A 23,468-nucleotide genomic window follows, 5' to 3' on the forward strand; every position below is an offset into this window, starting at 1 on the left:
TAGCGTCCCGCGCAGCACTCAACAACTGCGCGGCCCCAGGTCAAGCGCTTCAGTGGCCGTGATAGCGCGCGCTGGCCCATTCCCACCAGAGGGCGTTGAGTTCGCAGTAGGGGGCAATGCGCCCGGTGGTTTCGGCGTACAGGTCGTCGCGGTCGAGTTTCGCCGGGATGAAGCCCAGGCTGCGCAGGTCGCGGTCGATCAGCGCCGCGCTGCTGGCCAGGGCCTTGATCGGCTGGCGCGGGTAGGGGCGCGGGTCTTCACCGTAATACACCTTGGCCGGGCCGAAAGGTACGCCCTCCAGGCGAGTATGGCCGAGGTTGTTCAAAAAGCCTTCGGCAATGCTGCCGTCGGCGAAGATCACCTTGTAGGCCGCGCCGGGTACACCGCCGAGCTTGCCGTCGTCCAGGCTCAGCTCCAGCCAGTTGCTGGTGGCTGCCGGGTTGATTTGCTCGCGGCTGAGTTTGCCGCCATCACTGGCCGCTGGATGGGTACTGAACGTTCCGTGCTCGCGCAGGTTATCGACACGCCGCGACTGCGGTTTACTGGTTTGTGCCGGCACGCGAGCACTGCTGCCCGAGGCTTGCGCCGAGCTGTTGCGCTGCACGGCAAGCCAGGGCATCAGGCGCTCGTCGATGCGTTCGATCAGGTCGTCAAGGTGTTCACCAGCCTGTTCCAGGTCGCTCAGCACCAGGGCCTGGCGCTGCGCGTCGAGGGCCAGGAAGGTCGCACTGGCGCTGACTGCAGCGATGATTTGCGCAAGCTCGCTGCGAAGCAGCTCGGCGTCCAGGCTTTCTTCGAGCAGGGCATCCGGGCTGGTCTTCAGTTTGCAGTTGAGCAGTACGTGGCGCAGCAGGTCATAAAGCTGCTCGGCATGCTTTTGCGGGTCGCGATTGACCAGGCGCAATACCCGTTTGAGCCCGTGGCCAGGGCCTGGGACCCAGCCGAGCAGGGCCAGGGCGAGGTCGAAGAAGGCCTCGTCTTCCTCCTGCTGGTCGGCCGCCAGGTTCAGGGCCAGGATCGCTTCGACGGTGTCGTAGGCACTCAGGGCCTGGGCCAGGTGCGGGATGCTGTCGGCATCGATGGCGTCGGACAAGGTGACGCCGGCGGCCTTGATGTCGTAGGCGAAGTCTTCGTCGCTGTCGTCTTCGTCGTCTTCGTCGTCTTCGTCGATCAGCTCTTCTTCGTCCTCCTCCTGTTCGTCTTCAGCGTCGCCCAGGCACTCCCAGCGGATGCCCTGGTAGGCGGGCAGGCTGCGCGCGTGCGCGAGCAGCTCATGGGGGAAGATCACGTGAAGCAGTTCGCGGGTATCGATGCCGTAGAGCAGGGCCACTGCCGCGGCCTCGAATGACCAGTAGCCGACGTAACCGCTGATATCGTCGCCATGGGTGTCGTACCAGCTGGCGTGCTCAAAGTGCTCGTACCACTGCTCGCAGTAGCCCTGCAGGCGGCTGGCCGCTTGCTCGGGGCTGGTGGCATAGATGGTTTGCACCAACGGCGTGGCGTAGTCCTGGTACCACGCATCGACGTCGTAGCGGTCGGGCAGGACCCGGCTCAGCAGGTCTTCATAGAGGGTGTCTTCTTCGGCATAGCCGCCGTTGTCCATCAGCGTGACGAAGCGTTCGAGCAGGTCCTGGCGACCGAGCAGAATGCACAGGCTGATGACCTGCATGCATTCGTGGTGTTCTTCACTATCGCCCAGATTCAGCGGAGCGACGTTGGCTTGCTCGGTGTACACGGCCATCTTGCGTTGCAGTTGCTCGTACTCGGCGACCAGCGCTTCGAGCAAGGCGGGCAGGGCGTCGATGTCAACGCCGGCGGTATAGCTGATCAGCAGTTTGTCCAGCGCCAGGCCCTTGAGGCTCTTGCCGCTGAACACTGCCTCTTGCTCGTCGGAGTCGGCTTGCAGGCGATTGTCGCGCAGGAATGCACGGCTCTCTTCGTCGTGTTCGAGGAAGCGCTCGTAACGCTGCGGCGTAAGAAAGTGCTGTCGCTTGTGCATGCCATCCATCCCTGGGAAATTCGAGCGCGCAGGGTGCCGCAAGCGCGCTCGAAGTACAACCGCCGATCAGAACGAGCGGACGATCTTGCCCAGGGTTTCCATGGCCTTTTCCGACTGCTCGGTCCAGGGGCTGCCGTAGTTGAGGCGGATGCAGTTGCGAAAGCGCCGGGTCGGCGAAAAGATCGGCCCGGGGGCGATGCTGATGCCTTGCGCCAACGCCATCTGGAACAGCTTGAGCGAGTCCATCTGTTCAGGCAGCTCCAGCCACAGGAAGTAGCCACCGGCCGGATGGCTGACCCGGGTTTGCGCCGGAAAATACCGGGCAATGGCCGCGAGCATCGCCGCCTGTTGCTCTTCCAGGGCATAGCGCAGCCTGCGCAGGTGCCGGTCGTAGCCGCCGTGCTGCAGGTAGTCGGCAATCGCCGCCTGGGCCGGCATCGAGGCGCACAGCGAGGTCATCAGTTTCAGCCGTTCGATCTTCTGCGCGTAACGCCCGGCCGCCACCCAGCCGATGCGGTAGCCGGGGGCCAGGCTCTTGGCGAACGAGCCGCAGTGCATCACCAGGCCGTCGGTGTCGAAGGCCTTGGCCGGTTTCGGCGCTTGCTGGGCGTAATACAGCTCGGCATAGACGTCGTCCTCGATCAGCGGCACTTGATGTTCGCGCAAGAGCTCCACAAGCTGCTGCTTCTTCTCTTCCGGCATGCTCGCGCCCACCGGGTTCTGGAAGTTGGTCATGCACCACACGGCCTTGACCGGGTGCTTGGCCAGGGTTTGCGCCAGCACCCCGAGGTCGATGCCTTCGCGCGGGTGCACGGGGATTTCCACCGCCTTGAGCTTGAGCCGCTCGAGGATCTGCAGGCAGGCATAGAACGCCGGCGCCTCGATGGCCACCAGGTCGCCGGGCTCGGTCACCGCCTGCAGGCACAGGTTCAGGGCCTCCAGCGCGCCGTTGGTGATCAGCAGCTCCTCCATGGGCAGCATCAGGCCGCCGACCATGTAGCGCAGGGCAATTTGCCGGCGTAGCTGCGGGTTGCCCGGCGACAGGTCGGTGACCACCATGCGCGGGTCCATCTCGCGGCTGGCGCTGGCCATGGAGCGGGCCAGGCGCGGCAGCGGGAACAGATGAGGGCTGGGAAAAGCCGAGCCGAAGGCCACGGTTTGCGGGTCCTTGATCGAGTCGAGGATCGAGAACACCAGCTCGCTGACATCCACCTCGGTGGACTCGCTGGCTTGCTCGATGATCTGCGGCTCGCTGAACTGGCGCGGCGCGTGGGCGTTGACGAAGTACCCCGAGCGCGGCCGGGCGCGGATCAGCCCGCGGCGCTCCAGCAGGTAGTAGGCCTGGAATACCGTGGACGGGCTGACGCCGTGGGTCTGGCTGGCATAACGCACCGACGGCACGCGCTGGCCGGGGCCGAGGACCCCGGAGCGGATCAGTTCGGCAATGTCGTCGGCGAATTTCTCGTAGCGTTTCATCATGGCTCGAAAGGTTTCGGATGCTCGGGCAGTGTATGGGATCAGCGGTTCAAAGGCGCAACAAAACGGCTGTGGGCGACGCTGCGCACACCGGGTTCGTCCGTATCGATCAGTTCGAAGCTGATGTCCTGGGAGCTGCTTTGCGGGCGATCGGCCAACATCGCCACCGACACCGGCAAGTCGCTCATTTCCCCGGCCGCCAGGCTGAATTCGGTCCTGCCGTGCAGTTCGAAGCCTTCGGCATCGAGCAGGCGCAGGCGGTAGTGCTGGGATTGCTGGGTCTTGTTGATGACCTTGAGGGTGTAGATGTTCTCGATCTGCCCGGCGTTGTTCTCACGGAACAGGCCACGGTCCTTGATCACGTCCATCGACACCATCGGCCGCTGCTGCAGGGCGATCACCAGGGCGCCGATCATCACCACCAGGGCGGTGACGTAGCCGAGCAGGCGCGGACGCAGCCAGTTGGTAGTGCCGCCTTGCAGGGTGTGTTCGGACTTGTAGCCGACCAGGCCGCGGGCGTAGCCCATTTTGTCCATGATCGAGTCACAGGCGTCGATACAGGCGGCGCAGCCGATGCACTCCATCTGCAGGCCGTCGCGGATGTCGATGCCGGTCGGGCACACCTGCACGCACATATGGCAGTCGATGCAGTCGCCCAGGCCCTTGGCCTTGTGGTCGACTTCCTTCTTGCGCGGGCCGCGGGATTCACCACGGGCCGGGTCGTAGGCGACGGTCAGGGTGTCCTTGTCGAACATCACGCTCTGGAACCGGGCGTACGGGCACATGTGCATGCACACCGCTTCACGCAGCCAGCCGGCGTTGATGTAGGTGGCGCCGGTGAAGAACAGAATCCAGAACAGACTGACACCGCCCAGTTGCAGGGTGAACAGTTCTTCGGCCAGCGGCCGGATCGGCGTGAAGTAGCCGACGAAGGTCAGCCCGGTCAGCAGGCTGATGGCCAGCCACAGGGTGTGCTTGGCCGAACGCCGGGCCAGTTTGTTCAGGCTCCAGGGCGCGGCATCGAGCTTGATGCGCTGGTTGCGCTCACCTTCGGTGACCTTTTCGCACCACATGAAGATCCAGGTCCAGGAACTTTGCGGGCAGGTGTAACCGCACCAGACCCGGCCGGCGAGCACGGTGATGGCAAACAGGCCGAAGGCGCAGATGATCAACAACGCCGAGAGCAGGATGAAGTCCTGCGGCCAGAAGGTGGCGCCGAAGATATGGAACTTGCTGTCGGCCAGGTCCCAAAGCACGGCCTGGCGACCGCCCCAGTTCAGCCAGACGGTGCCAAAGAACAGCAAAAACAGAAAACCCGCGCCAGCCAGGCGCAGGTTACGAAACAAGCCGGTGAAACTACGGGTGTGGATCTGTCGGTCACTGCTGGCAGGCTTCTTCTTGAAGGTGGAAGGCTCAGCAATTTCAACGATCTGGACGGGGATTCTATCGCTCATGGTTCGTCGCTCATCAGGCCTCGATCAGGCCAGAGCACTATGGCGCCCCATCTGTTTGCATAACAGTCTCAGGTATCTGGATAAAAACCGTATCAGATTTCCCTTGGAAACTCCGCAGGCCTCAGATTATCGAGCCTTGCTCGGTCTCCTTGAGGTGCCTGCGACCATCCACCGCACCCGCTACAGTGAGGGCATCGGCTTCCTGTTCGGTGATTGGCACGCGCTTGCCTTCGAGCTCGGCAACCGACATGCGCAAGGCCTCGTCGGTGACGATTCGCACCTGCGTGGCCTCGCCCTGGATGTGCATGTCATCGCTGATCAGGGTGCAGCGCTGGTTAGTGGTGTCGATTTCAATAGGCATGGCTTTGTCCTCTTTACTCGGGTCCTATATTTGGGACCGCACGGGGGCAGGGGATGCTGGCAGCAACCGATCAGCGGTCGGCGGCGCACTTGCCGCCAGTGGCGTTGTCCATCGATTAATCCCTACTGCATGGACACAGCCCATGGACGCCTGGTGGCATCAAGTCTGGATCACCCTGGTGGCGGAATTTGCCGACATCACCGATGCCAAGCAGCTTACCCAGGTGACCGTGCGCTTGGTCATGGCGGCGCTGCTGGGCGCCATTCTCGGTTTTGAGCGCGAACTCAAGGGCAAGGCCGCCGGGGTGCGCACCCATATGCTGGTGGCCCTCGGCGCGGCGCTGTTCGTGCTGGTGCCGCGCATGGCCGGGGCCGACGATGCAGCGCTGAGCCGGGTGGTGCAGGGCATCGTCGCCGGTATCGGCTTTTTGGGTGCTGGCACCATTCTCAAGGGCCACGACCAGGATGCCGGGCACGTCAAGGGCCTGACCACGGCTGCGGGCTTGTGGATGACCGCGGCGATCGGTGTGGCGGCGGGCATGGGCCGGGAGGCCACGGCGGTGGTCAGCACGGTGCTGGCGTTGCTGGTATTGGGGGTGATGCCGCTGGTGGTCAATCGCTTCGAGAAGGACGACGAGGACGAAGCCGAGGAGGGCAGGAAGCACTGAGGGGAGCCTAGGCTCCCCTCAAAGATTGTTGCGTGCTCTTTTTTTGTTATTGGAGGGCGGCCTGTTGTTGTTTTTGGCGACCGTTGCCTCTGTATCTTTGGCGATCCCCATCCGGGATCAAGAGCAAACGTATTTTTTTGAGCGCTGATCTACCTTCATCATTGCTGATCCAACCGTGACCTGCGCTACCTTGGGGTAGTTTTATTGTTCTGTGTCCGGTTGCGGGGCAAGCCCCTGGAAAGCACATCCTCTCCAAAAAAATCTGTTAGCTGCGCCTCTGTCGTGTTGTTCTTGTTATGTCAGAGTCGTTTCGTCTTATTTTTATTGGGTGTGTCGCACTTTTTATTGTTCTTGTACCTGAGATATAGCAGGTGCCGTGCCAACTTTTTAAAACCCAATAAAATCAATGGCTTGAAGATTTTGCGGAAAAATCTCCTCGGGAAATTCTGTCGATTTGTTTCCGTGTTACCCGGAATTTCCCTGAAAAGTGCGGGGGCGGTAACACCCGCACGCAGATCAGCCTGTTACCGCTTGTGATTACTGTGCCTGACGGGCGCGAGCCACCCGCGAGCCGCTGGCGCGGCCCAGCACTTCACTGATACGCAAGCCCGCGGCAATCAAGCGCTGCAGGTCGATACCGGTGTCGATACCGAGGCCCTGGAGCATGTACAGCACGTCTTCGCTGGCAACGTTACCGCTGGCGCCCTTGGCATAGGGACAGCCGCCGAGGCCCGCAACAGAGCTGTCGAACACACTGATGCCTTCAAGCAGGCTGGCATAGACGTTGGCCAGGGCCTGGCCGTAGGTGTCATGAAAGTGTCCGGCCAGCTGGGCGCGTGGCACCTGGGCGCCGACCACTTCGAACAGGCGCCGGGTTGCCCCGGGGGTGCCGGTGCCGATGGTGTCGCCCAGCGACACTTCATAGCAGCCCATGTCGAACAGCTCGCGGGCCACCGGGGCCACCTGCTCGGCGCTGACCTTGCCTTCATAGGGGCAACCCAGCACGCACGAGACATAACCGCGCACCCGCACCCCGTGCTGACGCGCCGCTTCGATGATCGGCACGAAGCGCTGCAGGCTGTCGCTGATCGAGCAGTTGATGTTGCGCTGGGAGAACGCCTCGGAGGCGGCGGCAAAGACGGCCACTTCCTTGACCCCGGCCGCCAGGGCATCTTCGAAACCGCGCAGGTTCGGCGCCAGCGCGGCGTAGGTCACCCCGTTGCGCTGCTGGATATTGGCAAACACCTCGGCGGAGCCGGCCATCTGTGGTACCCACTTGGGGGAAACGAAGCTGCCCACTTCTATATAAGAAAGGCCTGCCGCACTCAGGTCATCGACCAGGCGAACCTTGTCGGCCACGCTGATGGGCTGGGCTTCGTTTTGCAGGCCGTCGCGCGGGCCGACTTCGACCAGGCGGACTTTTTCAGGCAATGACATGGGCAGGATTCCTCAGGGCTCAATGGCTGTTTTTCTGGTTGTTCAAGGTCGCGGCCAGGGCTTGCTCGCAGCGCTCTTCGGCAGTGTCCAGCTCCAGTTGCATCTGCTGGATGTCGAGCAGTTGCTGTTCAAGCTGGGCGCGGCGTTCGGCGATCTTCGCCAGCATGCTGTGCAATTGCTTGAGGTTGCCGCTGGACGGGTCATACAGCTCGATCAGTTCACGGCACTCGGCCAGGGAAAAACCAATGCGCTTGCCGCGCAGGATCAGCTTCAGGCTGACCTTGTCGCGAGCCGAATAGACCCGCTCCAGGCCGCGACGCTCCGGGCTGAGCAGGCCCTGTTCTTCATAGAAGCGAATGGCCCGGGTGGTGATGTCCAGCTCGCGGGACAGGTCGGAGATGCTGTAGGTCTGGCTGCTCATTGCTTGGCTCGGGAAAAGGGCATGGAGCTAAGCTAATTGCAGGTTGACGTATACGTCAAGCAAGGATTGGTGGGGCCTGCCCCGCGATAGCTCCCTACACCTCAGCCATGGCCGCCCGCTCATCCTGCGCCACCACACCCTGACACAGCTCGATGATCTGTTCGCGCATCCAGCGGTTGGCCGGGTCCTGGTCGGTGCTTTCGTGCCAGTACAGGTGGGTTTCCAGCGGCGGCACGTCCACCGGCAGGCTGACATGGTTGAGCTGGTGGCGGCGGGCGAAGCGCTCCGGCACGGTCATGACCATGTCGGTCTGCTGCAGTACTTGCGAGGCCATCAGGTAATGCTGGGAGCGCAGGGCGATCTTGCGCTGCACGCCCATCTTGCCCAGGGCCAGGTCGACATAGCCCAGGCCGTTGCGGCGGCTGGAGATATGGATGTGGGTCATGCCCAGGTAGTCGTCGAGGCTGAGCTTGTCCTTGAACAGCGGGTGGCCCTGGCGCATGGCGCACACATAGCGGTCTTGCATCAGCTTGACGTGGCGCACTTGCGGGTCGGTGTTGAGCGGCGCATCGACGGCAAAGTCCAGGCGCCCGGCGGCCAGTTCCTTGGTGGTTTCCCGGCGCTTGCACAAGAAGCTTTCGATCACCACCGCCGGCGCCAGGCGTCGCAGGCGCTGGAACAGCAGCGGCAGGATCACCGCCTCGGTGAGGTCGGTCATGCTGATACGAAAGGTCTTGCTGGCCTGCAGCGGGTTGAAGATGCGGCTCTCTTGCACCGACACGCGCAGCAGCGACAGGGCATTGCGCACCGGGCCGATGATGTTCTGCGCCATAGGCGTGGGCACCATGCCCTGGGCGGTGCGCACGAACAGCGGGTCGTTGAAGGTTTCGCGCAGGCGCGCCAGGGCGTTGGACACTGCCGGCTGGGTAATGCCGACGATCTGCCCGGCCCGGGTCAGGTTGGCTTCGGTGTAGATGGCATCGAAGACGATGAACAGATTCAGGTCGACCTTGCTCAGGTTCATGGGCGCTGCTCTTGTTGGTGTTATCCGTGGATCATATATCGGTTATGAATGTTTATACACGCCGAGAATAGACTAGGTGGATTTTACCGGCTGATCTAGGATCGATAACAGATCCCTTTTCCACTGAAGGTACTGCCCATGGATTTCGCCTACTCACCCAAGGTCCAGGCGCTGCGTGAACGTGTCACGGCGTTCATGGATGCCTATGTCTATCCCGCCGAAGCGGTGTTCGAGCGCCAGGTTGCCGAAGGCGATCGCTGGCAGCCGACCGCGATCATGGAAGAGCTCAAGGCCAAGGCCAAGGCCGAGGGTTTGTGGAACCTGTTTTTGCCGGAGTCGGAGCTGGGCGCGGGCCTGACCAACCTCGAATATGCCCCCCTGGCCGAGATCATGGGCCGCTCGTTGCTCGGCCCCGAGCCGTTCAACTGCTCGGCGCCGGACACCGGCAACATGGAAGTGCTGGTGCGTTATGCCAACGAAGAGCAGAAGCGCCAGTGGCTCGAACCGTTGCTGCGCGGTGACATCCGCTCGGCATTCGCCATGACCGAGCCGGACGTGGCCTCGTCCGACGCCACCAACATGGCCGCCCGCGCCGTGCGTGACGGTGACGAGTGGGTGATCAACGGCCGCAAGTGGTGGACCTCTGGCGCCTGCGACCCGCGCTGCAAGATCATGATCTTCATGGGCCTGAGCAACCCGCAAGGCCCGCGGCACCAGCAGCACTCGATGATCCTCGTGCCTACCGATACCCCCGGGGTAAAGATCGTCCGGCCGCTGCCGGTGTTCGGCTACGACGACGCGCCCCATGGCCACGCCGAAGTGCTGTTCGAGAACGTGCGCGTGCCTTACGAGAACGTGCTGCTCGGCGAGGGCCGCGGTTTCGAGATCGCCCAGGGGCGCCTGGGCCCGGGGCGCATCCACCACTGCATGCGTTCGATCGGCATGGCCGAGCGGGCCCTTGAGCTGATGTGCAAGCGCTCGGTGGAACGTACCGCCTTCGGCCGGCCTCTGGCGCGCCTGGGGGGCAACGTCGACAAGATTGCCGATTCGCGGATGGAAATCGACATGGCCCGGCTGCTGACCCTCAAGGCTGCCTACATGATGGACACCGTCGGTAACAAGGTCGCCCGCAGCGAAATCGCCCAGATCAAGGTGGTGGCGCCGAACGTGGCGCTGAAGGTTATCGACCGGGCGATCCAGATCCACGGCGGCGCCGGTGTCTCGGGCGACTTCCCGCTGGCCTACATGTACGCCATGCAGCGCACCCTGCGCCTGGCCGACGGCCCGGACGAAGTGCACCGTGCGGCGATCGGCAAGTACGAGATCGGCAAGTACGTGCCCAAGGAAATGCTCCGTAGCAGTCATTGATGCTTGCCGTGCAAGTCCGCCTCCTTGTCGGCGGCGGGCTTGCCCTGTGCACGGGTCGAGAACAGCGAAACCAGCACGCCACCGCTGAGCAGGGCAATGGTCACCGCCAGTGACAGCATCGGCGGCACGGCGCCAATCAGGCCGTGGTAGAAGATCTTGCCGCCAATGAACACCAGCACCAGCGCCAGCGCGTACTTGAGGTAGATGAAGCGGTGCATCAGCGCCGCCAGGGCAAAGTACAGCGCCCTTAACCCGAGAATCGCGAAGATGTTCGAGGTGTAGACAATGAACGGGTCCTGGGTGATGGCAAAGATCGCCGGCACGCTGTCGACGGCGAACACCAGGTCGGCCAGCTCGATCAGCACCAGGGCCAGGAACAACGGCGTGGCATAGCGCAGTGCCTTGCTCTGCCCGGGCGGGGTGATGTGCACGAAAAAGCGCGGGCCGTGGATCTCGTCGGTTACCCGCATATGACGCCGGACGAACTTCAGCACCGGGTTGTTGGCCAGGTCCGGGTGGGAATCTTCGCTGGAGAACAGCATCTTTACCCCGGTGAACAGCAGGAAGGCGCCGAACACGTAGAGGATCCACTCGAACTCCTGCACCAGCGCACTGCCCAGGCCGATCATGATCGCCCGCAGCACCACCACGCCGAGAATCCCCCAGAACAGCACCCGGTGCTGATAGCGGCGAGGGATGGCGAAGAAGCTGAAGATCATCGCCATGACGAACACGTTGTCCATCGACAACGACTGCTCGATGAGAAAGCCGGTGTAGAACTCCAGGGCCTTCTGCGCGCCCAGCTCGAACCACACCCACACGCCGAACAGCACCCCGACGCTGAAATAGCCGCCATACAGCAGCAGGCTCTCGCGCATTTCGATTTCGTGCAGCTTGCGGTGCAGCACGCCCAGGTCCAGTACCAGCAGGGTCAGGACGATGCCGAGAAAGGCCAGCCAGAACCACAGGCTGGTGCCAAGGAAGTCGTTGTCGAGAAATACCTGTAGAGCTGCCATGAGCCCCTCCTTAATGTCGACGTTGCTGAGCAACAGTGACTCCGACATGGCGGCTTGGCAGCCGTCAGAGGGGCCCGGCGTCACTAGGGACAAGCCTAGACCCGGAGAACCAGGGCGCCCAATCGAGGCTGTAACAATTGATTGCCCCGCCTGGCAGGCAGTGGCTCAGTAGACCCACACCTCGACCCGCCGATTGCGGATCCGCCCTTGTTCTGCGGTGTTCGCCGCCACTGGCAGTTCGTCACCCAGGCCGATTATTTCGCGCAACTCGACACCACTACGAGCCAGTTCCCGGCGCACTGCCATGGCCCGCAGCCGCGAGAGCAGGGCGGCGCGCTGCGGGTCATCCTTGGCATCACCAAAGCCCACCAGCACCACCCTGTTACTCAGCTTGTGCTGCGCCTGCAGGTACTGGACTACCCGCTGCACATCGCGCAGGGCCTTGTTGTCGAGGCTGGCGTTACCCTCTTGGAAGCGGAAGTTGACCGACAGGCGCCGGGCATCATTGGCAAGGCCCAGGTAGCGGCGCGGCATGTCGGTACGGGGCTGAACCTTGATGCTCTGCACCTGCTGGCCGACGAAGCCGCTGCCGGTGACGATGGCCTGGCCCTGGGGGCTTTGGGCGAACTCGACCAAGGCGCGGGCCAGGGGGTTGGCCTGGCCGGGGGGCAAGTAAAAGAACAACCGGCGCGACAGCGGATAGTCTTCGCTGGCCACCAGCGCCGCTGTCGGCAACATGGCCCGGGACTCACCGTCGGCAATCGCCACGACCTTGGCGCCGTGCACCGTGGCCAGGCTGCTGAAGCCGATGGCCTGGCGATCACCGAGCACCTGGCTGGCCAGTTGCTCCGCCGATTCGAAACGTTTGGTGTGGTCGGCCAGGGCTTGCCGTGCCGGGTCGAGGACCAGCGCTTTGAAGGTCTCGAAGGTGCCGGAGCGGTCATCGCGGGCGTACAGGTTGATCGGGCCGCTGCCGATGCCCAGTTGCTCCCAGCGGTCGATCTGCCCGCAGAAGATCTGCGCCAGCTGGGTGGTGGTCAATTGCGGCAGCGGGTTGTCGGGGTGGACGATCACCGCGACGCCGTCCAGGGCAATGATCTGCTCGGCGGCGGCACTATTAAGGTCGCCCAGCGCTTGCAGCTCGTTCAGTTCGGCTGGCTTGATCGGACGTGAGGAAGCCGCCAGCTCCGCTTGGCCGGATTTGAGTGCAGTGAAGCCAGTACTGGAGCCGTGGGCGGCGATGTCGATGCGCAAGGCCTGGCCGTTGCTGTCCAGGGCACGGACCTGAAGCTCGTTGGCGGCGTCGCTGCTGACGATGCTGATGGCGCTGGCGCCTTGCTGCGCGAGCAAACCTGAGACCAGCGCCGGTGCCAGCGCGGCGCCGATGGTGTTGGAACCCTGAATACGCAATTGCGCCTGCGGGTCAGCGGCGCCAATCAGCGGGAGCAGGCAAAGCACAAGCAGGGAGAGGTGTCGCAACATGCCGTCTGGCACTCATGGGCAAAGGGTGTGCCGGGAGATTAAGACAGCCATGTGACCGGGGGATGACAGGCTGTGGTAGGAGCGGGCTTGCCCCGCGATAGCATGCTGCCTGCCAGATCGCATCGCGGGGCAAGCCCGCTCCTACAAAGCCTGTGGGAGCGTTTATCAGTTCAATTCAAGCCAGATCGGCGCATGGTCCGAAGGCTTTTCCATGCCGCGCAAGTCATAGTCGACGCCGGCGTCCTTGATCCGCGGCAGCAGCGCCTGGGAAGCCATGATCAGGTCGATGCGCAGGCCGCGTTTGGGCTCGTCTTCAAAGCCGCGGCTGCGGTAGTCGAACCAGCTGAAACGGTCGGCGACTTCCGGGTGCAGGTGGCGGAAGCTGTCGACCAGGCCCCAGTTTTTCAGGCGCGCCATCCACTCGCGCTCTTCCGGCAGGAAGCTGCATTTGCCGGTCTTCAGCCAGCGCTTGGCGTTGTCGGCGCCGATGCCGATGTCGCAGTCTTCTGGCGAAATGTTTACATCACCCATTACCAGCAACGGCTGGTCGTTCTGGAACTGGGTTTCCAGCAGTGCCTGCAGATCGCTGTAGAAACGCTGCTTGGCCGGGAACTTGGTCGGGTGGTCGCGGCTTTCGCCCTGGGGGAAGTAGCCGTTCATGATGGTGATCGGCGTGCCATCGGTATCGGCGAAGGTGCCCCAGATGAAGCGCCGTTGGGCGTCTTCTTCATCGCTGCTGAAGCCCTTGTGCAGGCTCAGTGGCGCCTTGCGCGAGAGCAGGGCGACGCCGTAGTGGCCCTTCTGGCCATGAAAATGCACGTGATAACCCAGGGCCTGGACGTCGGCGAGCGGGAACTGCTCGTCGCTGACTTTGGTTTCCTGCAGGCCGATGACGTCGGGCTGGTGCTTTTCGATCAACGCCGCCAACTGGTGGGGCCGGGCGCGCAGGCCATTGATGTTGAACGAGACGATCTTCATGGGCAGCACAATCCTGGTAAAACCCAGGATGCTAGCCGACATCGGCGGCGCCGGCCAGCGTGGCGAGCCACTCGATAGGTTGCTAACCTGTGCCACGAGGTGAACGTTGGCACCGCGAACACCTCAAAGGCAATGAATGCCCATTTCCGGAGGTTTGCCAGCATGCCCGAATCGACTGCCGCACCGGCTGAAGTCCGTCTGCTCGATGGCGGCTACAGCCGCGAGGCGCGCTCCCTGCTGTACCACGCCTATCGCCACGAACCGACCTTTGCCTTTTTGTTCGAGGCCCGGCGCCCGGGGTTCGACCAGCGCATTCGCGCCACGGTGCGTGAGCTGGTCAACCAGCATTTTCTCCAGGACCTGCCCGCCATCGGCCTGCTGGTCGAAGACCGGCTGGTCGGCATCGCCCTGATCGCCCCGCCGCAGCGACGCCTGGGCATCACCGAAAGCTGGGCCTGGCGCATGCGCATGGTGCTCAGCACCGGCTTTCGCTGCACCCGCCGCTATTTGGACTACCAGGCCGCACTGATGGCCTGTCTGCCCAGTGATGCGGTGCATGTGTTGCCACTGTTGGGGATCCATCCGCAGTTTCAGGGCAAGCACTACGGCGAACAATTGTTACAGGCTGTGCACGATTGGTGTGCCGTGGATGAGCATTCCGAGGGGGTGGTGCTGGACACCGGCAACGAGCACTACCTGGCGTTCTATCATCGACAGGGCTATCAGGAAATTGGCGAGATCGCTGTAGGACCGGTCCACGAACACGTGTTCTTTCACCCCAATCCGCAGTCGTCGCAACAGGCTTCGGCCTGAATTGCGTAACGGCGAGGAAAACCTCGGGCTCCATGCTGCCGCCAAGCTCTGGTAGCATCCGCGCCTATGACGTATTCAGGACGATTCACCTGCGGTTTGATTCTATGGGTTGCCAGCATCGGCGCGTATGCGCAAAGCGAGCTGGTGGTCCGGGTAAAACCTGCCAATAACGAACTCAAGGCCAATGTCGAAGGCTATATCGGCAGCCTTGGTAAACGCGATGAAGAGGCGCTGCTGCGCTTCAGCCGCGGCGCAGTCGAGCAGGCGCGTAAGGCCTCCCAGGCCCTGGGCTATTACCAGGCGCAGATCGATAGCGAGGTCTAAGCCAGCGGCCAAGGCCGACAAGGGCCCGCAACTGGTATTGAGCATCGATCCCGGCGAGCCGGTGCACTTGCGTGATGTGACCATCCGTATCGACGGCCCGGCCAGCGAGCTCAAAGCCTTTCGCATTCCCGACAGCAAGGCGCTGCGCTCAGGCGCGGTGCTCAACCATGGCCATTACGAAGACGCCAAGCGCCTGATTCAGAACCAGGCCTCGCGCTATGGCTTTTTCAGCGGCCATTTCGTTCGCCAGCGCCTGGCGGTCGATCCCCAGGCGGGTGTCGCCGACATCGAGCTGATCTACGCCAGCGGCCCGCGCTACCGCCTGGGCAAGGTCAGCTTCGCCGGCGATACACCGCTCGATGAAGACCTGCTGCAACGCATGGTGCCGTTCAAGGCCGACACCCCCTACGATTCCGAGCTGATCGCCGAGCTCAACAACGCCCTGCAATCGAGCGGCTACTTCGAAGGCGTACGGGTCGATGCCGCGCCCACTGCCGCGGTCGAGCAGAGCATCCCGGTGGCTGTCCAACTCGACACCCGCAAGCCACGGACCATGGGCCTGGGCCTGGGTTTTTCGACCGACGTCGGGCCGCGCGGCAAGGCCAACTGGACCCGCCACTGGGTCAACCCGCAAGGCCATAGTTATGGCTGGGAGACCGAGCTGTCGGCGCCGCGGCAGAACGTCGGCCTGTGGTACGACATTCCGCTCGACCCGCCGCTGACCGACAAACTGCGTTTTGCCGGCGGCTACCAGAATGAAGAAATCGCCGGCACCGACACCGTGAGCAAGCTGCTCACGGTCGGCCCGGAATGGCACAGCAAACTGCCCAGCGGCTGGCAGCGGGTCATTTCGCTCAAGTACCAGCGCGAAGAGTACAAACTCGGTGACGACTCGGGCCTGAGCAACCTGCTGATGCCCGGCATCAGCTATTCCTACCTGCGCAGTGACAACCGTATCGACCCGCATAACGGGTACCGCTTGCAGTTCGATGTACAGGCAGCCAAGGAGGGGCTGGTGTCCGACACCAACCTGCTGCACGCCAATGTGTTGCTCAAGGGCCTGACCACCCTCGGCCAGAACCATCGCTTCCTCGGCCGTGTGCAGTTCGGCGGTAGCGCCACCAACAGCTACAAGAATTCCGTTCCGCCGTCGCTGCGCTTCTTCGCAGGTGGTGACCAGAGCGTGCGGGGCTACGATTATCAGACCCTGTCGCCAAAGAACTCCGATGGCGATCGCATCGGCGGCCGTTACCTGGTGGCCGCCAGCGCCGAGTACCAGTATTCGGTTGCCGAGAAATGGCGGGTGGCGACCTTCGTCGACCAGGGCAACTCATTCAACAATCTGGAGCTTCCCAGCCTCAAGACCGGTGTCGGTATCGGTGTGCGCTGGGTGTCTCCGGTCGGGCCGCTGCGTCTGGATCTGGCCCGCGCGCTGGACGACGACGGCGGTTTGCGTTTGCACTTCTCCATGGGGCCGGAACTGTGAGTCGGGTTATCAAATTCATCGTTCTTGGCCTGCTGGCCTTGCTGCTGTTGCTGGTGCTGGGTGTCGGCCTGGTGCTCGGTACTCAGGCCGGCAGCCGCTGGGCACTGGGGCTGGTGCCGGGGCTGCAACTGGATAACTTTCAGGGCCGCCTGGCCGGGCAGTGGCAGGCCGAGCGCTTGCTGTGGGAACAAGGCGGCGATCGCGTCGAGCTGGTCGCGCCGGCATTGGCCTGGTCGCCGGCCTGCCTGCTGCGTATGACCCTGTGCATCGAGCAGCTGCAAGCCGATCAGGTCAACCTGGCCTTCGCCCCTGGCGAGCCGAAGCCCGACAGCGGGCCGTTGCAACTGCCGCAACTCAAGCTGCCGCTGGCCATTGAGCTTGGCAGTGTGCGCATAGGCCAGCTACGCCTGGATGGCAACGAACAGCTCAGCCAGTTGCAACTGGCCGCGCACTGGACCACCGGCGGGCTGCAGATCGACAGCCTGCAACTGCAACGCGATGATCTCAAGCTGAACCTGCAGGGCCTGCTCAAGCCCGAAGCCGATTGGCCGCTGCAGGCCCAGGGGCAGCTGCAGTTGCCCAGTGTCGACGGGCAACCCTGGCAACTGGCGTTGCAGGTCGACGGCGACCTGCAGAAAACCCTCAAGCTCACGGCTGACAGCAGCGGTTATCTGCAAGCGCGCCTGAGCGGCGAGCTGCAGGCACTGGCGCAGAATCTGCCAGCGCAACTGCAGATCAGCAGCGAGGCGTTCAAACCTTCGGCCGCGCTGCCCGACACCTTGCAACTGAACCAGTTGCAACTGAGCGCCAAGGGCAACCTGCAAAACGGCTATCAACTGCTCGGTTCAGCCAGCCTGCCTGCCGAACAGGGCCCGGTGGCGCTCAAGCTGCAAGGCCGGGTTGATGCCAAGGGTGCAGAAGTCAGCGCCCTGGACCTCAGTGCCAGCGCCGAGCAGGCGCTCAAGCTCAAGGCCAAGGCCGACTGGCAGCAAGGCCTGAGCGCAGACGCCAGCATCGACTGGCTGGATTTTCCCTGGCTGCGCCTGTATCCAATGGACCCGGCACCGGAAGTTTCCCTGCGCCGCTTCACCGGCCAGGTGCAATACCGCGATGGCAACTACCAGGGCGAATTCAACGGCGATCTGGACGGCCCGGCAGGCGCCTTCAGCCTCAGCAGTCCGTTCAAAGGTGACCTCAAGCAAGTCAGCCTGCCACAACTTCAATTGACGGCGGGCCAAGGCAAGGCTGCCGGCAGTGTCGGCGTGCAGTTTGCCGATGGCGTGGCCTGGGATGCCGCGCTGCAGCTGTCGGCGCTGAACCCGGCGTACTGGCTGGCCGAGTTGCCCGGCACCCTGGCTGGCCCCTTGCGCAGCAAGGGCGAGATGAAAAACGGCGAGTTGCGTCTGGATGCCGAGCTTGACCTCAAGGGTCGACTGCGTGGCCAGCCCGCTGTGTTCAAAGCGCTGGCGCAAGGGGCAGGGCAGCAATGGACCCTGGGCACCCTGGACATCCGCCTGGGCGACAACCACATCAATGGCAGCGGCAGCCTGCAACAGCGTCTGGCCGGTCAGATCGATATCAACCTGCCACGCCTGGGCCAGCTCTGGCCACAGCTGCAAGGCCAGGTCAAGGGCCGCCTGGAGGTTGCCGGTACCTTGCAGGCCCCCCAAGGCAGCTTCGTTCTGCAGGGCCAGCAACTGGCCCAGGCTGACAATCGCGTGCAGCGCCTGAGCCTGGATGCACGCCTGGACAACGCCCAACGTGCACTCATCGACCTTGAGGCCGGCAGTATTCGCCTGGGCGATACCAGCCTGGGGATGCTCACGGCCAAGGGCAGCGGTGATGTTCGTCAACAAAAGTTGCAACTGGCCCTGGACGGGCCGCAGCTCAAGCTTGACCTGGGCCTGGATGGGCAACTGGACAAGGGCAACTGGCGCGGGCGCCTGGCAAGCGGCGAAATCCAGGCCGGTGGCCAGGACTGGCGCCTGCAGGCTCCGGCAAAACTGCAGCGCCTGGCCAGCGGCCAGGTGGAGTTCGGCGCCCATTGCTGGCGTTCCGGCCAGGCCAGCCTGTGCGGCGAAGACCAGCGCCTGGCGCCCGAGCCTCGCCTGCGCTATCACCTCAAGCAGTTCCCGCTGCAGAGCCTGGCGCAGTGGCTGCCCAAGGATTTTGCCTGGCAGGGCCTGCTCAATGCCGACATCAACCTCGATGTGCCGGCTAGCGGGCCCAAGGGCACCATCCTCATCGATGCCAGCGGCGGCACCTTGCGCGTGCGTGAAAAGGACCAATGGCTGGACTTCCCCTACCAGACCCTGCGCCTGCAAAGCACCCTGGGCCCGAGGCGCATCGATACCCGCCTGGACTTTCACGGTGACAAGCTCGGCGAGCTGGCGGTCAATACCCGGCTTGACCCGTTGGCAAAGAACAAACCGTTGAGCGGTGACTTCCGCCTCAGCGGCCTGGACCTGGCCATCGGCCGTCCGTTTGCGCCGATGGTCGAGCGTTTGAATGGCCAGCTCAATGGCAGCGGGCGCCTGTCTGGCACTTTGCTGGCGCCTCAGGTCAATGGCAGCCTGAACCTTGTACATGGCGAAATCAGCGGTGCCGAGCTGCCGATCAGCCTTCAGGACCTGCAACTGCAAGCGTTGATCGCCGGCGAACAGGTCCAGCTCAACGGCAGCTGGAAAAGCGGCGAAAGCGGCCAGGGCAGCCTGAACGGGCAGATCGGCTGGGGCCAGGCCCTGGCTGTAAACCTGGCGCTGCAGGGCCAGCGCCTGCCGGTCAACGTCGAACCCTATGCGGCCCTCGAAGTGGCCCCGGACCTGAAAATCAGCCTGATTGACGACAAGCTTGCGGTGACTGGCAAGGTGCTGGTGCCCAAGGGCAAGATCACTGTGCGTGAACTGCCGCCGTCGACGGTCAAGGTCTCCGATGACACGGTGATCCTCGGTCACCAGACCGAGGAGGGCAAAGCGCCGATGGCCATGGCCATGGATATCGACGTGCAGGTGGGCCAGGACAAGCTCTCGTTCAGCGGCTTTGGCCTTACCGCCAACCTGCTCGGGCACGTGCATATCGGCGACAACCTCGATACTCGCGGCGAACTGAGCCTGGCCGATGGTCGCTACCGTGCCTATGGCCAGCGCCTGACCATCCGCCGTGCGCGCTTGCTGTTTGCCGGCCCTATCGATCAGCCGTACCTGGACATCGAGGCAATTCGCAAGACCGATGACGTGATTGCCGGCATCCGCTTGAGCGGCAGCGCCGAGCAGCCCACCACCCAGGTGTTCTCGGAGCCGGCCATGAGCCAGGAGCAGGCCTTGTCCTACCTGGTGCTCGGCCGGCCGCTGGGCACCACTGGCGAAGATAACAACATGCTCGCCGAAGCGGCGCTCGGCCTGGGCCTGGCGGGCAGTGCCGGGATCACCGGCAGCCTGGCCTCGAGCCTGGGCATCGATGACTTCCAGCTCGACACCCAGGGCAGCGGCAACAACACGGCGGTGGTCGCCAGCGGTAACCTGACCGAGCGCTTGAGCCTGCGTTACGGGGTGGGTGTGTTCGAGCCGGCCAACACCATCGCCTTGCGCTACAAGCTCAGCAAGAAGGTTTACCTGGAGGCGGCCAGTGGCCTGGCCAGTTCCCTGGATATCTTTTACAAACGTGATTTCTAGAGGTGCCAATGATCAGCGCACGGTCGCCGCTGCGATGAACTCGTTGCTGTCGATCGTGGGTTGGGCCGGCGTGGACACCCGCTGCGGAGTGATCAGGCTGGTGTACTCCTCGAACAGCCGGTTCAACGCTTCCGGTGGCTCACAGGCCTGGAACTGCATGCGGATCTGTACTTCATCGGGGTCGCGTGCGGCATCGCCGTTGCGTTTGCCCTGGCTGCCGACCGTCACATAGAAGCGTTCGCGCTGCAGGTTTTCACTGGCATCGGTGGTCTCGGTGTTTTGAATCCGTACCGACAGGTCGACCTGCATGCGCTCCAGTGCCAGCCCGCGCGGCGACACCAGCGCGATCAGCGGGATCTGCATGGTGTGCTGGTCATCCATTGCCACTTCGACCATCTTGGCTTTCATCGGCGCGCCAAGCGTCTCGGCGTCGTAGTCGAAAAACTGGTCGAACAGCTTGATGTACTGCTGGGCAATCAGGTGGTTGGTGGCCGCAGCGGCTTCCTGCAGGCCGCGGGTAATATCACAGAGGTCGCTGGCGGTAATGGGGGCGTTCACTGCCGAGGTTTGGTCCAATCGTTCCCACTCCTTGTGCTCGTCAGCAGGCCTCTCGAGCATGAGAGGCCTGGGTTTTTATTTATGCTGCACGATCAGATGGCTGTTTCTTTGCGGCTTTCCTGTTCGTCAGGCATCGGCAGTGCCGAAACCGGCATCGCATCGAGGTTTTGCGCGGTGGCATCGGCCATGACCACAGGCTTGGTCGCCGCGTCGGTGAGAAAGTCGATGACCCGCATCAGCGCCTCGGGTGGGTCCTGGCGGCGTACCTTGGTGTTGAAGGCGTAACGTGCACGGGTATCGGTTTTGCGAGTTTGAGTGGATTTGTGGCTGACCTGGCCTTTGACATTGAGCCTGAATTTGCCCCAGCCCAGCGACGCGCCGAAACTTGCCTCTTTGCCGCTCTCTTCGGTGCTTTCGGCTTGCTGGCTGATGGTCAGTTCGAATTCGATGTTGCCTTCTTCGATGACGATGTTGGGGTGAGTGACCGCTGCCAGCAGCGGGATCTGCATCTTCTTCGAGACAGTTCCCTTGTACACCCCTTGTTCATCGGTGATGGTTTCGTCGTAGTCGAATTGAATGGCGACGGCTTTGCCATTCTGGATGCACACGCCCATAAGAAAGTCGGCGTACGACTTGCTTGCCGAAATCTGTGCCTGGATCATCGCCTGCAGAGGTCCCGAGATCATCCGGTCCAGTGGCAAGGCGTTCATTACCGAGCCGATCAGGCCATTGTCGATTGTTGCCATCAGAGATTTCCTTGTCTTGATTGCACATCATTGTGCGGGGTTGCCTTGAATGCCGGAGTTATCGGCTCAAGTCGATGACGCTTAGCGCGGGCAGGGTTCCTGGCGACGGATATTGCCGATCTGGCGCAGGCTCAAGCCGTACTTGTTGGCGAGCATGCTGCGTGACAGACCGTCGGCGCTTTCCTGCTGGATTTGCTGGTTGCGCAGCTGGCGCAGAAAATGGTCAACCTTGGGGATCTCCAGGGCCATGCCGGCGAAGCGCTTGATCAGCGCATCCAGCGCCGGCGCCGGGAGAATTTCCGCCAGTGCGGTGCGTTCGCGGTGCTTGGGAATGTACTTGGGGCGCCCGCCAAAGGCGCAGGTCAGGTTGTAGGCATTCTCGATGCCCAGGCATTCGATCAGCATCTGCAGCGAGTGGGGCAGTTGTTCGATATCGATACGGTTCAGGTCGCTCAGTTCCATGGTGACTTCCTTGTAGGCGATAGTTCGGCACCTTGATGATCCGTGCCAGGCAGCTAGGGCCATTGCAGGCAGCGTCAATGCGACAAATCGCATCTGTCTGTCGTGGCTTGAGCTGGATTCTCGGCTACTGGACGGAAGGCGGGCTAGGCAGCAAGTGGGGCGGCAAGGGAGGGCTTTATGTACGCTTTCTGTAGGACGAACCATGCCGATGGGTGGGAAATGAATTGCGACGTAAGCGCAACGCCTTGATTACCGGGTGCCATGGCGATGGTGACCTTCCTAGGTTGAGCCACCCATGCTTACTCGCAAGGGCGTGCCAGCAACAGGCTGACCTGGCCCAGGTAGGGGGTTGGATGGCTGACGCCCTGTTCGGGGAAACTGCGCCAGTCGACCCACACGCACAGGGCGGTCAACGCCTGCGTGCCAGCCTTGCCGATGACCCTGGGGTGAAAGTCGCGGCGATAGCGCACCTGCGTCTGCTTCAACGGTCGTGCCTGATCGGCGCTGGCCAGGGTGCTGGCTACCAGTGCCGGAATTTGTGCCTGGGGCACATTGAAATGCTCGGTGTGCGGGTTGCTGTGCAGATGCCCGGCCTGTCGGCTGCGTTGCCAGAGTTGTTGCCACTGGCTACTGCCGGCGCTGTGCGCCAATTGTGCAGCCAGTTCGAGCAGCAAAGCCTGAGGTTGGGATTCGGTGGGCAGGGCATGGGCATTTAGGGGGCCGAGCAGCGCCAGGCTGAGCAGCAGGGTTCGCATCGACATGGTGATCCTTGCGTTGGTCTGGGCAGTCGTCCGGGAAGCCATGTTGGCAATGCTGCGGGGCGGGCAGAAGCGGGAAATAGTCCGCTGCCTGCGGGTGACGTTGTATCATGCGCTCGGCCCGCTTCGGGGCTTTTCGCCGATGTCGCAAGGAACTACCCATGACTCAAGGTCAACGCCTGAAATACTCCATTCTGATCTCCCTGCTGGTGCTGGGGATCATGCTCGGACTGTCCTACCTGCAAAAGCAGGGCACCATCAGCGAGCAAGTGTTCCAGTACATCGCCATTGCCGTGGCGGTGGTTGTGGTGGTGGTCAACGGCATCATGCGCCGTAAGGTCAAGCCCTGAGGCGGTAAGCGCGGCCGGCTGCGCGCCGGCCGGTCGCTCAACGGCAGGTGGCTTGCTCCAGTACCGCGCGGGCCTGGGGGTTGAGGCTGTAGCACTTGTCGTTGCCCAGGCTGATCACGCCTTCGGCGCACAAACGCTTGAGCACTTCGCGAACGCTGAGGAACGACAGCGGAATATCCAGCTGTTCGAGCTGGCTGTGGACCCCGCGCACGCCGATACTGCGGCCATCGCGATCGGCCATGTGCAGGGCATCGATGACCTTCAGGCGGATCAGGCTGGTACGCAGGCCAAAGGCCTTGAGCAGCTCGCGGATGTGTTCATTGCCAGGGCGCTCGTGCTCGCCGGCTTCGGTTCTTGCAGTCACCGGTTGGCTCTTTGTGCGTCCAGGGCCAGCGGTTAGCGCTGGCTGTGGCTGGTTGTACATGTGAATGCTCCATTTCTTGGCCTGTCCAGGTAAGCAAAAGTGTTTGCCTACACCTATAAGACGAATGAGCGCGGCAAAACTGCAGTACCTGATGAAAAAAATCTTCAGCCTCACCCTCTAAAGACGTATTGAGCGGCGCAAACCGGTAAATTTATTTGGCGTATTTCGTTCAGTCAGGACGACCTTTCCCCTG

At 62.8% G+C, this 23,468-nt stretch carries 20 protein-coding genes and 1 pseudogene; 6 read left to right on the top strand and 15 right to left on the bottom strand.

The window, feature by feature from the left end:
• Positions 1-49: 49 nt before the first annotated feature.
• From ACZ9A3_RS06270 to ACZ9A3_RS06285, 4 genes are all read right to left on the bottom strand, one after another.
• Positions 50-1,999: a PoNe immunity protein domain-containing protein gene (locus tag ACZ9A3_RS06270; RefSeq protein ID WP_476252241.1), complete on the bottom strand. Its 1,950-nt coding sequence runs from the start codon at positions 1,997-1,999 to the stop codon at positions 50-52.
• Between the two features lie 66 nt (positions 2,000-2,065).
• A complete protein-coding gene (gene mapR / locus ACZ9A3_RS06275; RefSeq protein WP_045201498.1) occupies positions 2,066-3,475 on the bottom strand; it encodes a GntR family transcriptional regulator MpaR in 1,410 nt (469 codons plus the stop codon).
• A 41-nt stretch (positions 3,476-3,516) separates the two neighbouring features.
• Entirely contained in the window at positions 3,517-4,929 is a 1,413-nt protein-coding gene (gene ccoG, locus ACZ9A3_RS06280; RefSeq protein ID WP_045201369.1) for a cytochrome c oxidase accessory protein CcoG, read from the bottom strand.
• 121 nt (positions 4,930-5,050) lie between these two features.
• Positions 5,051-5,290: a DUF3203 family protein gene (locus tag ACZ9A3_RS06285; RefSeq protein ID WP_045201370.1), complete on the bottom strand. Its 240-nt coding sequence runs from the start codon at positions 5,288-5,290 to the stop codon at positions 5,051-5,053.
• 142 nt (positions 5,291-5,432) lie between these two features.
• Between ACZ9A3_RS06285 and ACZ9A3_RS06290 the strand changes: the two genes are divergently transcribed.
• The gene (locus ACZ9A3_RS06290) at positions 5,433-5,957 is read left to right on the top strand and encodes an MgtC/SapB family protein (protein ID WP_093384956.1); all 525 of its coding nucleotides are present in this window, start codon (positions 5,433-5,435) and stop codon (positions 5,955-5,957) included.
• A 537-nt stretch (positions 5,958-6,494) separates the two neighbouring features.
• On the opposite strand, the gene ACZ9A3_RS06295 is transcribed toward ACZ9A3_RS06290, so the two are convergent.
• The 3 genes from ACZ9A3_RS06295 to ACZ9A3_RS06305 form a co-directional block, all read right to left on the bottom strand.
• On the bottom strand, positions 6,495-7,394 hold the full coding sequence (locus ACZ9A3_RS06295) for a hydroxymethylglutaryl-CoA lyase (RefSeq protein ID WP_045201372.1): 900 nt from the start codon (positions 7,392-7,394) through the stop codon (positions 6,495-6,497).
• Between the two features lie 19 nt (positions 7,395-7,413).
• Entirely contained in the window at positions 7,414-7,815 is a 402-nt protein-coding gene (locus ACZ9A3_RS06300; protein WP_010226535.1) for a MerR family transcriptional regulator, read from the bottom strand.
• Between the two features lie 94 nt (positions 7,816-7,909).
• Entirely contained in the window at positions 7,910-8,839 is a 930-nt protein-coding gene (locus ACZ9A3_RS06305; protein ID WP_213601902.1) for a LysR family transcriptional regulator, read from the bottom strand.
• A gap of 138 nt (positions 8,840-8,977) precedes the next feature.
• Between ACZ9A3_RS06305 and ACZ9A3_RS06310 the strand changes: the two genes are divergently transcribed.
• Positions 8,978-10,207 carry an acyl-CoA dehydrogenase gene (locus tag ACZ9A3_RS06310; protein ID WP_045201374.1) on the top strand — a complete coding sequence of 410 codons (1,230 nt, stop codon included), beginning with the start codon at positions 8,978-8,980 and terminating at the stop codon, positions 10,205-10,207.
• Here the strand turns inward: ACZ9A3_RS06310 and ACZ9A3_RS06315 are convergent.
• The 3 genes from ACZ9A3_RS06315 to xthA form a co-directional block, all read right to left on the bottom strand.
• A complete protein-coding gene (locus tag ACZ9A3_RS06315) occupies positions 10,201-11,223 on the bottom strand; it encodes a TerC family protein (RefSeq protein WP_045201375.1) in 1,023 nt (340 codons plus the stop codon). The genes ACZ9A3_RS06310 and ACZ9A3_RS06315 overlap by 7 nt on opposite strands.
• A gap of 165 nt (positions 11,224-11,388) precedes the next feature.
• Positions 11,389-12,705 carry a substrate-binding domain-containing protein gene (locus ACZ9A3_RS06320; RefSeq protein ID WP_093384943.1) on the bottom strand — a complete coding sequence of 439 codons (1,317 nt, stop codon included), beginning with the start codon at positions 12,703-12,705 and terminating at the stop codon, positions 11,389-11,391.
• A gap of 165 nt (positions 12,706-12,870) precedes the next feature.
• Positions 12,871-13,683, bottom strand: a complete 813-nt coding sequence (gene xthA, locus ACZ9A3_RS06325) for an exodeoxyribonuclease III (protein WP_476253316.1) — start codon at positions 13,681-13,683, stop codon at positions 12,871-12,873.
• Positions 13,684-13,845: 162 nt separating this feature from the next.
• Between xthA and ACZ9A3_RS06330 the strand changes: the two genes are divergently transcribed.
• The 3 genes and pseudogenes from ACZ9A3_RS06330 (at position 13,846) to ACZ9A3_RS06340 (ending at position 19,977) form a co-directional block, all read left to right on the top strand.
• The gene (locus ACZ9A3_RS06330; RefSeq protein WP_093384937.1) at positions 13,846-14,496 is read left to right on the top strand and encodes a GNAT family N-acetyltransferase; all 651 of its coding nucleotides are present in this window, start codon (positions 13,846-13,848) and stop codon (positions 14,494-14,496) included.
• Positions 14,497-14,562: 66 nt separating this feature from the next.
• Positions 14,563-16,306 (top strand): annotated as a pseudogene (locus tag ACZ9A3_RS06335) (autotransporter assembly complex protein TamA).
• Positions 16,303-19,977, top strand: a complete 3,675-nt coding sequence (locus tag ACZ9A3_RS06340) for a translocation/assembly module TamB domain-containing protein (protein WP_476252242.1) — start codon at positions 16,303-16,305, stop codon at positions 19,975-19,977. The pseudogene ACZ9A3_RS06335 and the gene ACZ9A3_RS06340 overlap by 4 nt, the downstream one beginning before the upstream one ends.
• A gap of 12 nt (positions 19,978-19,989) precedes the next feature.
• On the opposite strand, the gene ACZ9A3_RS06345 is transcribed toward ACZ9A3_RS06340, so the two are convergent.
• The 4 genes from ACZ9A3_RS06345 to ACZ9A3_RS06360 all read right to left on the bottom strand — a co-directional run bounded on the left by ACZ9A3_RS06345 (position 19,990) and on the right by ACZ9A3_RS06360 (position 22,504).
• Positions 19,990-20,523 carry a DUF2589 domain-containing protein gene (locus ACZ9A3_RS06345; protein ID WP_476253317.1) on the bottom strand — a complete coding sequence of 178 codons (534 nt, stop codon included), beginning with the start codon at positions 20,521-20,523 and terminating at the stop codon, positions 19,990-19,992.
• A 104-nt stretch (positions 20,524-20,627) separates the two neighbouring features.
• Positions 20,628-21,281 (bottom strand): DUF2589 domain-containing protein, encoded by a 654-nt coding sequence (locus ACZ9A3_RS06350; protein WP_045201381.1) that lies wholly within the window; start codon positions 21,279-21,281, stop codon positions 20,628-20,630.
• A gap of 81 nt (positions 21,282-21,362) precedes the next feature.
• Positions 21,363-21,743 carry a Mor transcription activator family protein gene (locus ACZ9A3_RS06355; RefSeq protein ID WP_045201382.1) on the bottom strand — a complete coding sequence of 127 codons (381 nt, stop codon included), beginning with the start codon at positions 21,741-21,743 and terminating at the stop codon, positions 21,363-21,365.
• A gap of 299 nt (positions 21,744-22,042) precedes the next feature.
• Positions 22,043-22,504, bottom strand: a complete 462-nt coding sequence (locus ACZ9A3_RS06360) for a hypothetical protein (protein WP_476252243.1) — start codon at positions 22,502-22,504, stop codon at positions 22,043-22,045.
• Positions 22,505-22,662: 158 nt separating this feature from the next.
• Between ACZ9A3_RS06360 and ACZ9A3_RS06365 the strand changes: the two genes are divergently transcribed.
• On the top strand, positions 22,663-22,851 hold the full coding sequence (locus ACZ9A3_RS06365) for a hypothetical protein (protein WP_093384931.1): 189 nt from the start codon (positions 22,663-22,665) through the stop codon (positions 22,849-22,851).
• A 37-nt stretch (positions 22,852-22,888) separates the two neighbouring features.
• On the opposite strand, the gene ACZ9A3_RS06370 is transcribed toward ACZ9A3_RS06365, so the two are convergent.
• Entirely contained in the window at positions 22,889-23,275 is a 387-nt protein-coding gene (locus ACZ9A3_RS06370) for a fe2+ zn2+ uptake regulation protein (protein ID WP_045201383.1), read from the bottom strand.
• Positions 23,276-23,468 lie beyond the last annotated feature (193 nt).

It is taken from the genome of Pseudomonas sp. TE4620 (assembly GCF_056279045.1).

Excerpts from the sequence above, each read along its gene's own strand:
- ACZ9A3_RS06270 (WP_476252241.1), bottom strand. The coding sequence starts at position 1,999 with ATGCACAAGCGACAGCACTTTCTTACGCCGCAGCGTTACGAGCGCTTC.
- mapR (WP_045201498.1), bottom strand. The coding sequence starts at position 3,475 with ATGAAACGCTACGAGAAATTCGCCGACGACATTGCCGAACTGATCCGC.
- ccoG (WP_045201369.1), bottom strand. The coding sequence starts at position 4,929 with ATGAGCGATAGAATCCCCGTCCAGATCGTTGAAATTGCTGAGCCTTCC.
- ACZ9A3_RS06285 (WP_045201370.1), bottom strand. The coding sequence starts at position 5,290 with ATGCCTATTGAAATCGACACCACTAACCAGCGCTGCACCCTGATCAGC.
- ACZ9A3_RS06290 (WP_093384956.1), top strand. The coding sequence starts at position 5,433 with ATGGACGCCTGGTGGCATCAAGTCTGGATCACCCTGGTGGCGGAATTT.
- ACZ9A3_RS06295 (WP_045201372.1), bottom strand. The coding sequence starts at position 7,394 with ATGTCATTGCCTGAAAAAGTCCGCCTGGTCGAAGTCGGCCCGCGCGAC.
- ACZ9A3_RS06300 (WP_010226535.1), bottom strand. The coding sequence starts at position 7,815 with ATGAGCAGCCAGACCTACAGCATCTCCGACCTGTCCCGCGAGCTGGAC.
- ACZ9A3_RS06305 (WP_213601902.1), bottom strand. The coding sequence starts at position 8,839 with ATGAACCTGAGCAAGGTCGACCTGAATCTGTTCATCGTCTTCGATGCC.
- ACZ9A3_RS06310 (WP_045201374.1), top strand. The coding sequence starts at position 8,978 with ATGGATTTCGCCTACTCACCCAAGGTCCAGGCGCTGCGTGAACGTGTC.
- ACZ9A3_RS06315 (WP_045201375.1), bottom strand. The coding sequence starts at position 11,223 with ATGGCAGCTCTACAGGTATTTCTCGACAACGACTTCCTTGGCACCAGC.
- ACZ9A3_RS06320 (WP_093384943.1), bottom strand. The coding sequence starts at position 12,705 with ATGTTGCGACACCTCTCCCTGCTTGTGCTTTGCCTGCTCCCGCTGATT.
- xthA (WP_476253316.1), bottom strand. The coding sequence starts at position 13,683 with ATGAAGATCGTCTCGTTCAACATCAATGGCCTGCGCGCCCGGCCCCAC.
- ACZ9A3_RS06330 (WP_093384937.1), top strand. The coding sequence starts at position 13,846 with ATGCCCGAATCGACTGCCGCACCGGCTGAAGTCCGTCTGCTCGATGGC.
- ACZ9A3_RS06350 (WP_045201381.1), bottom strand. The coding sequence starts at position 21,281 with ATGGCAACAATCGACAATGGCCTGATCGGCTCGGTAATGAACGCCTTG.
- ACZ9A3_RS06355 (WP_045201382.1), bottom strand. The coding sequence starts at position 21,743 with ATGGAACTGAGCGACCTGAACCGTATCGATATCGAACAACTGCCCCAC.
- ACZ9A3_RS06360 (WP_476252243.1), bottom strand. The coding sequence starts at position 22,504 with ATGTCGATGCGAACCCTGCTGCTCAGCCTGGCGCTGCTCGGCCCCCTA.
- ACZ9A3_RS06365 (WP_093384931.1), top strand. The coding sequence starts at position 22,663 with ATGACTCAAGGTCAACGCCTGAAATACTCCATTCTGATCTCCCTGCTG.
- ACZ9A3_RS06370 (WP_045201383.1), bottom strand. The coding sequence starts at position 23,275 with ATGTACAACCAGCCACAGCCAGCGCTAACCGCTGGCCCTGGACGCACA.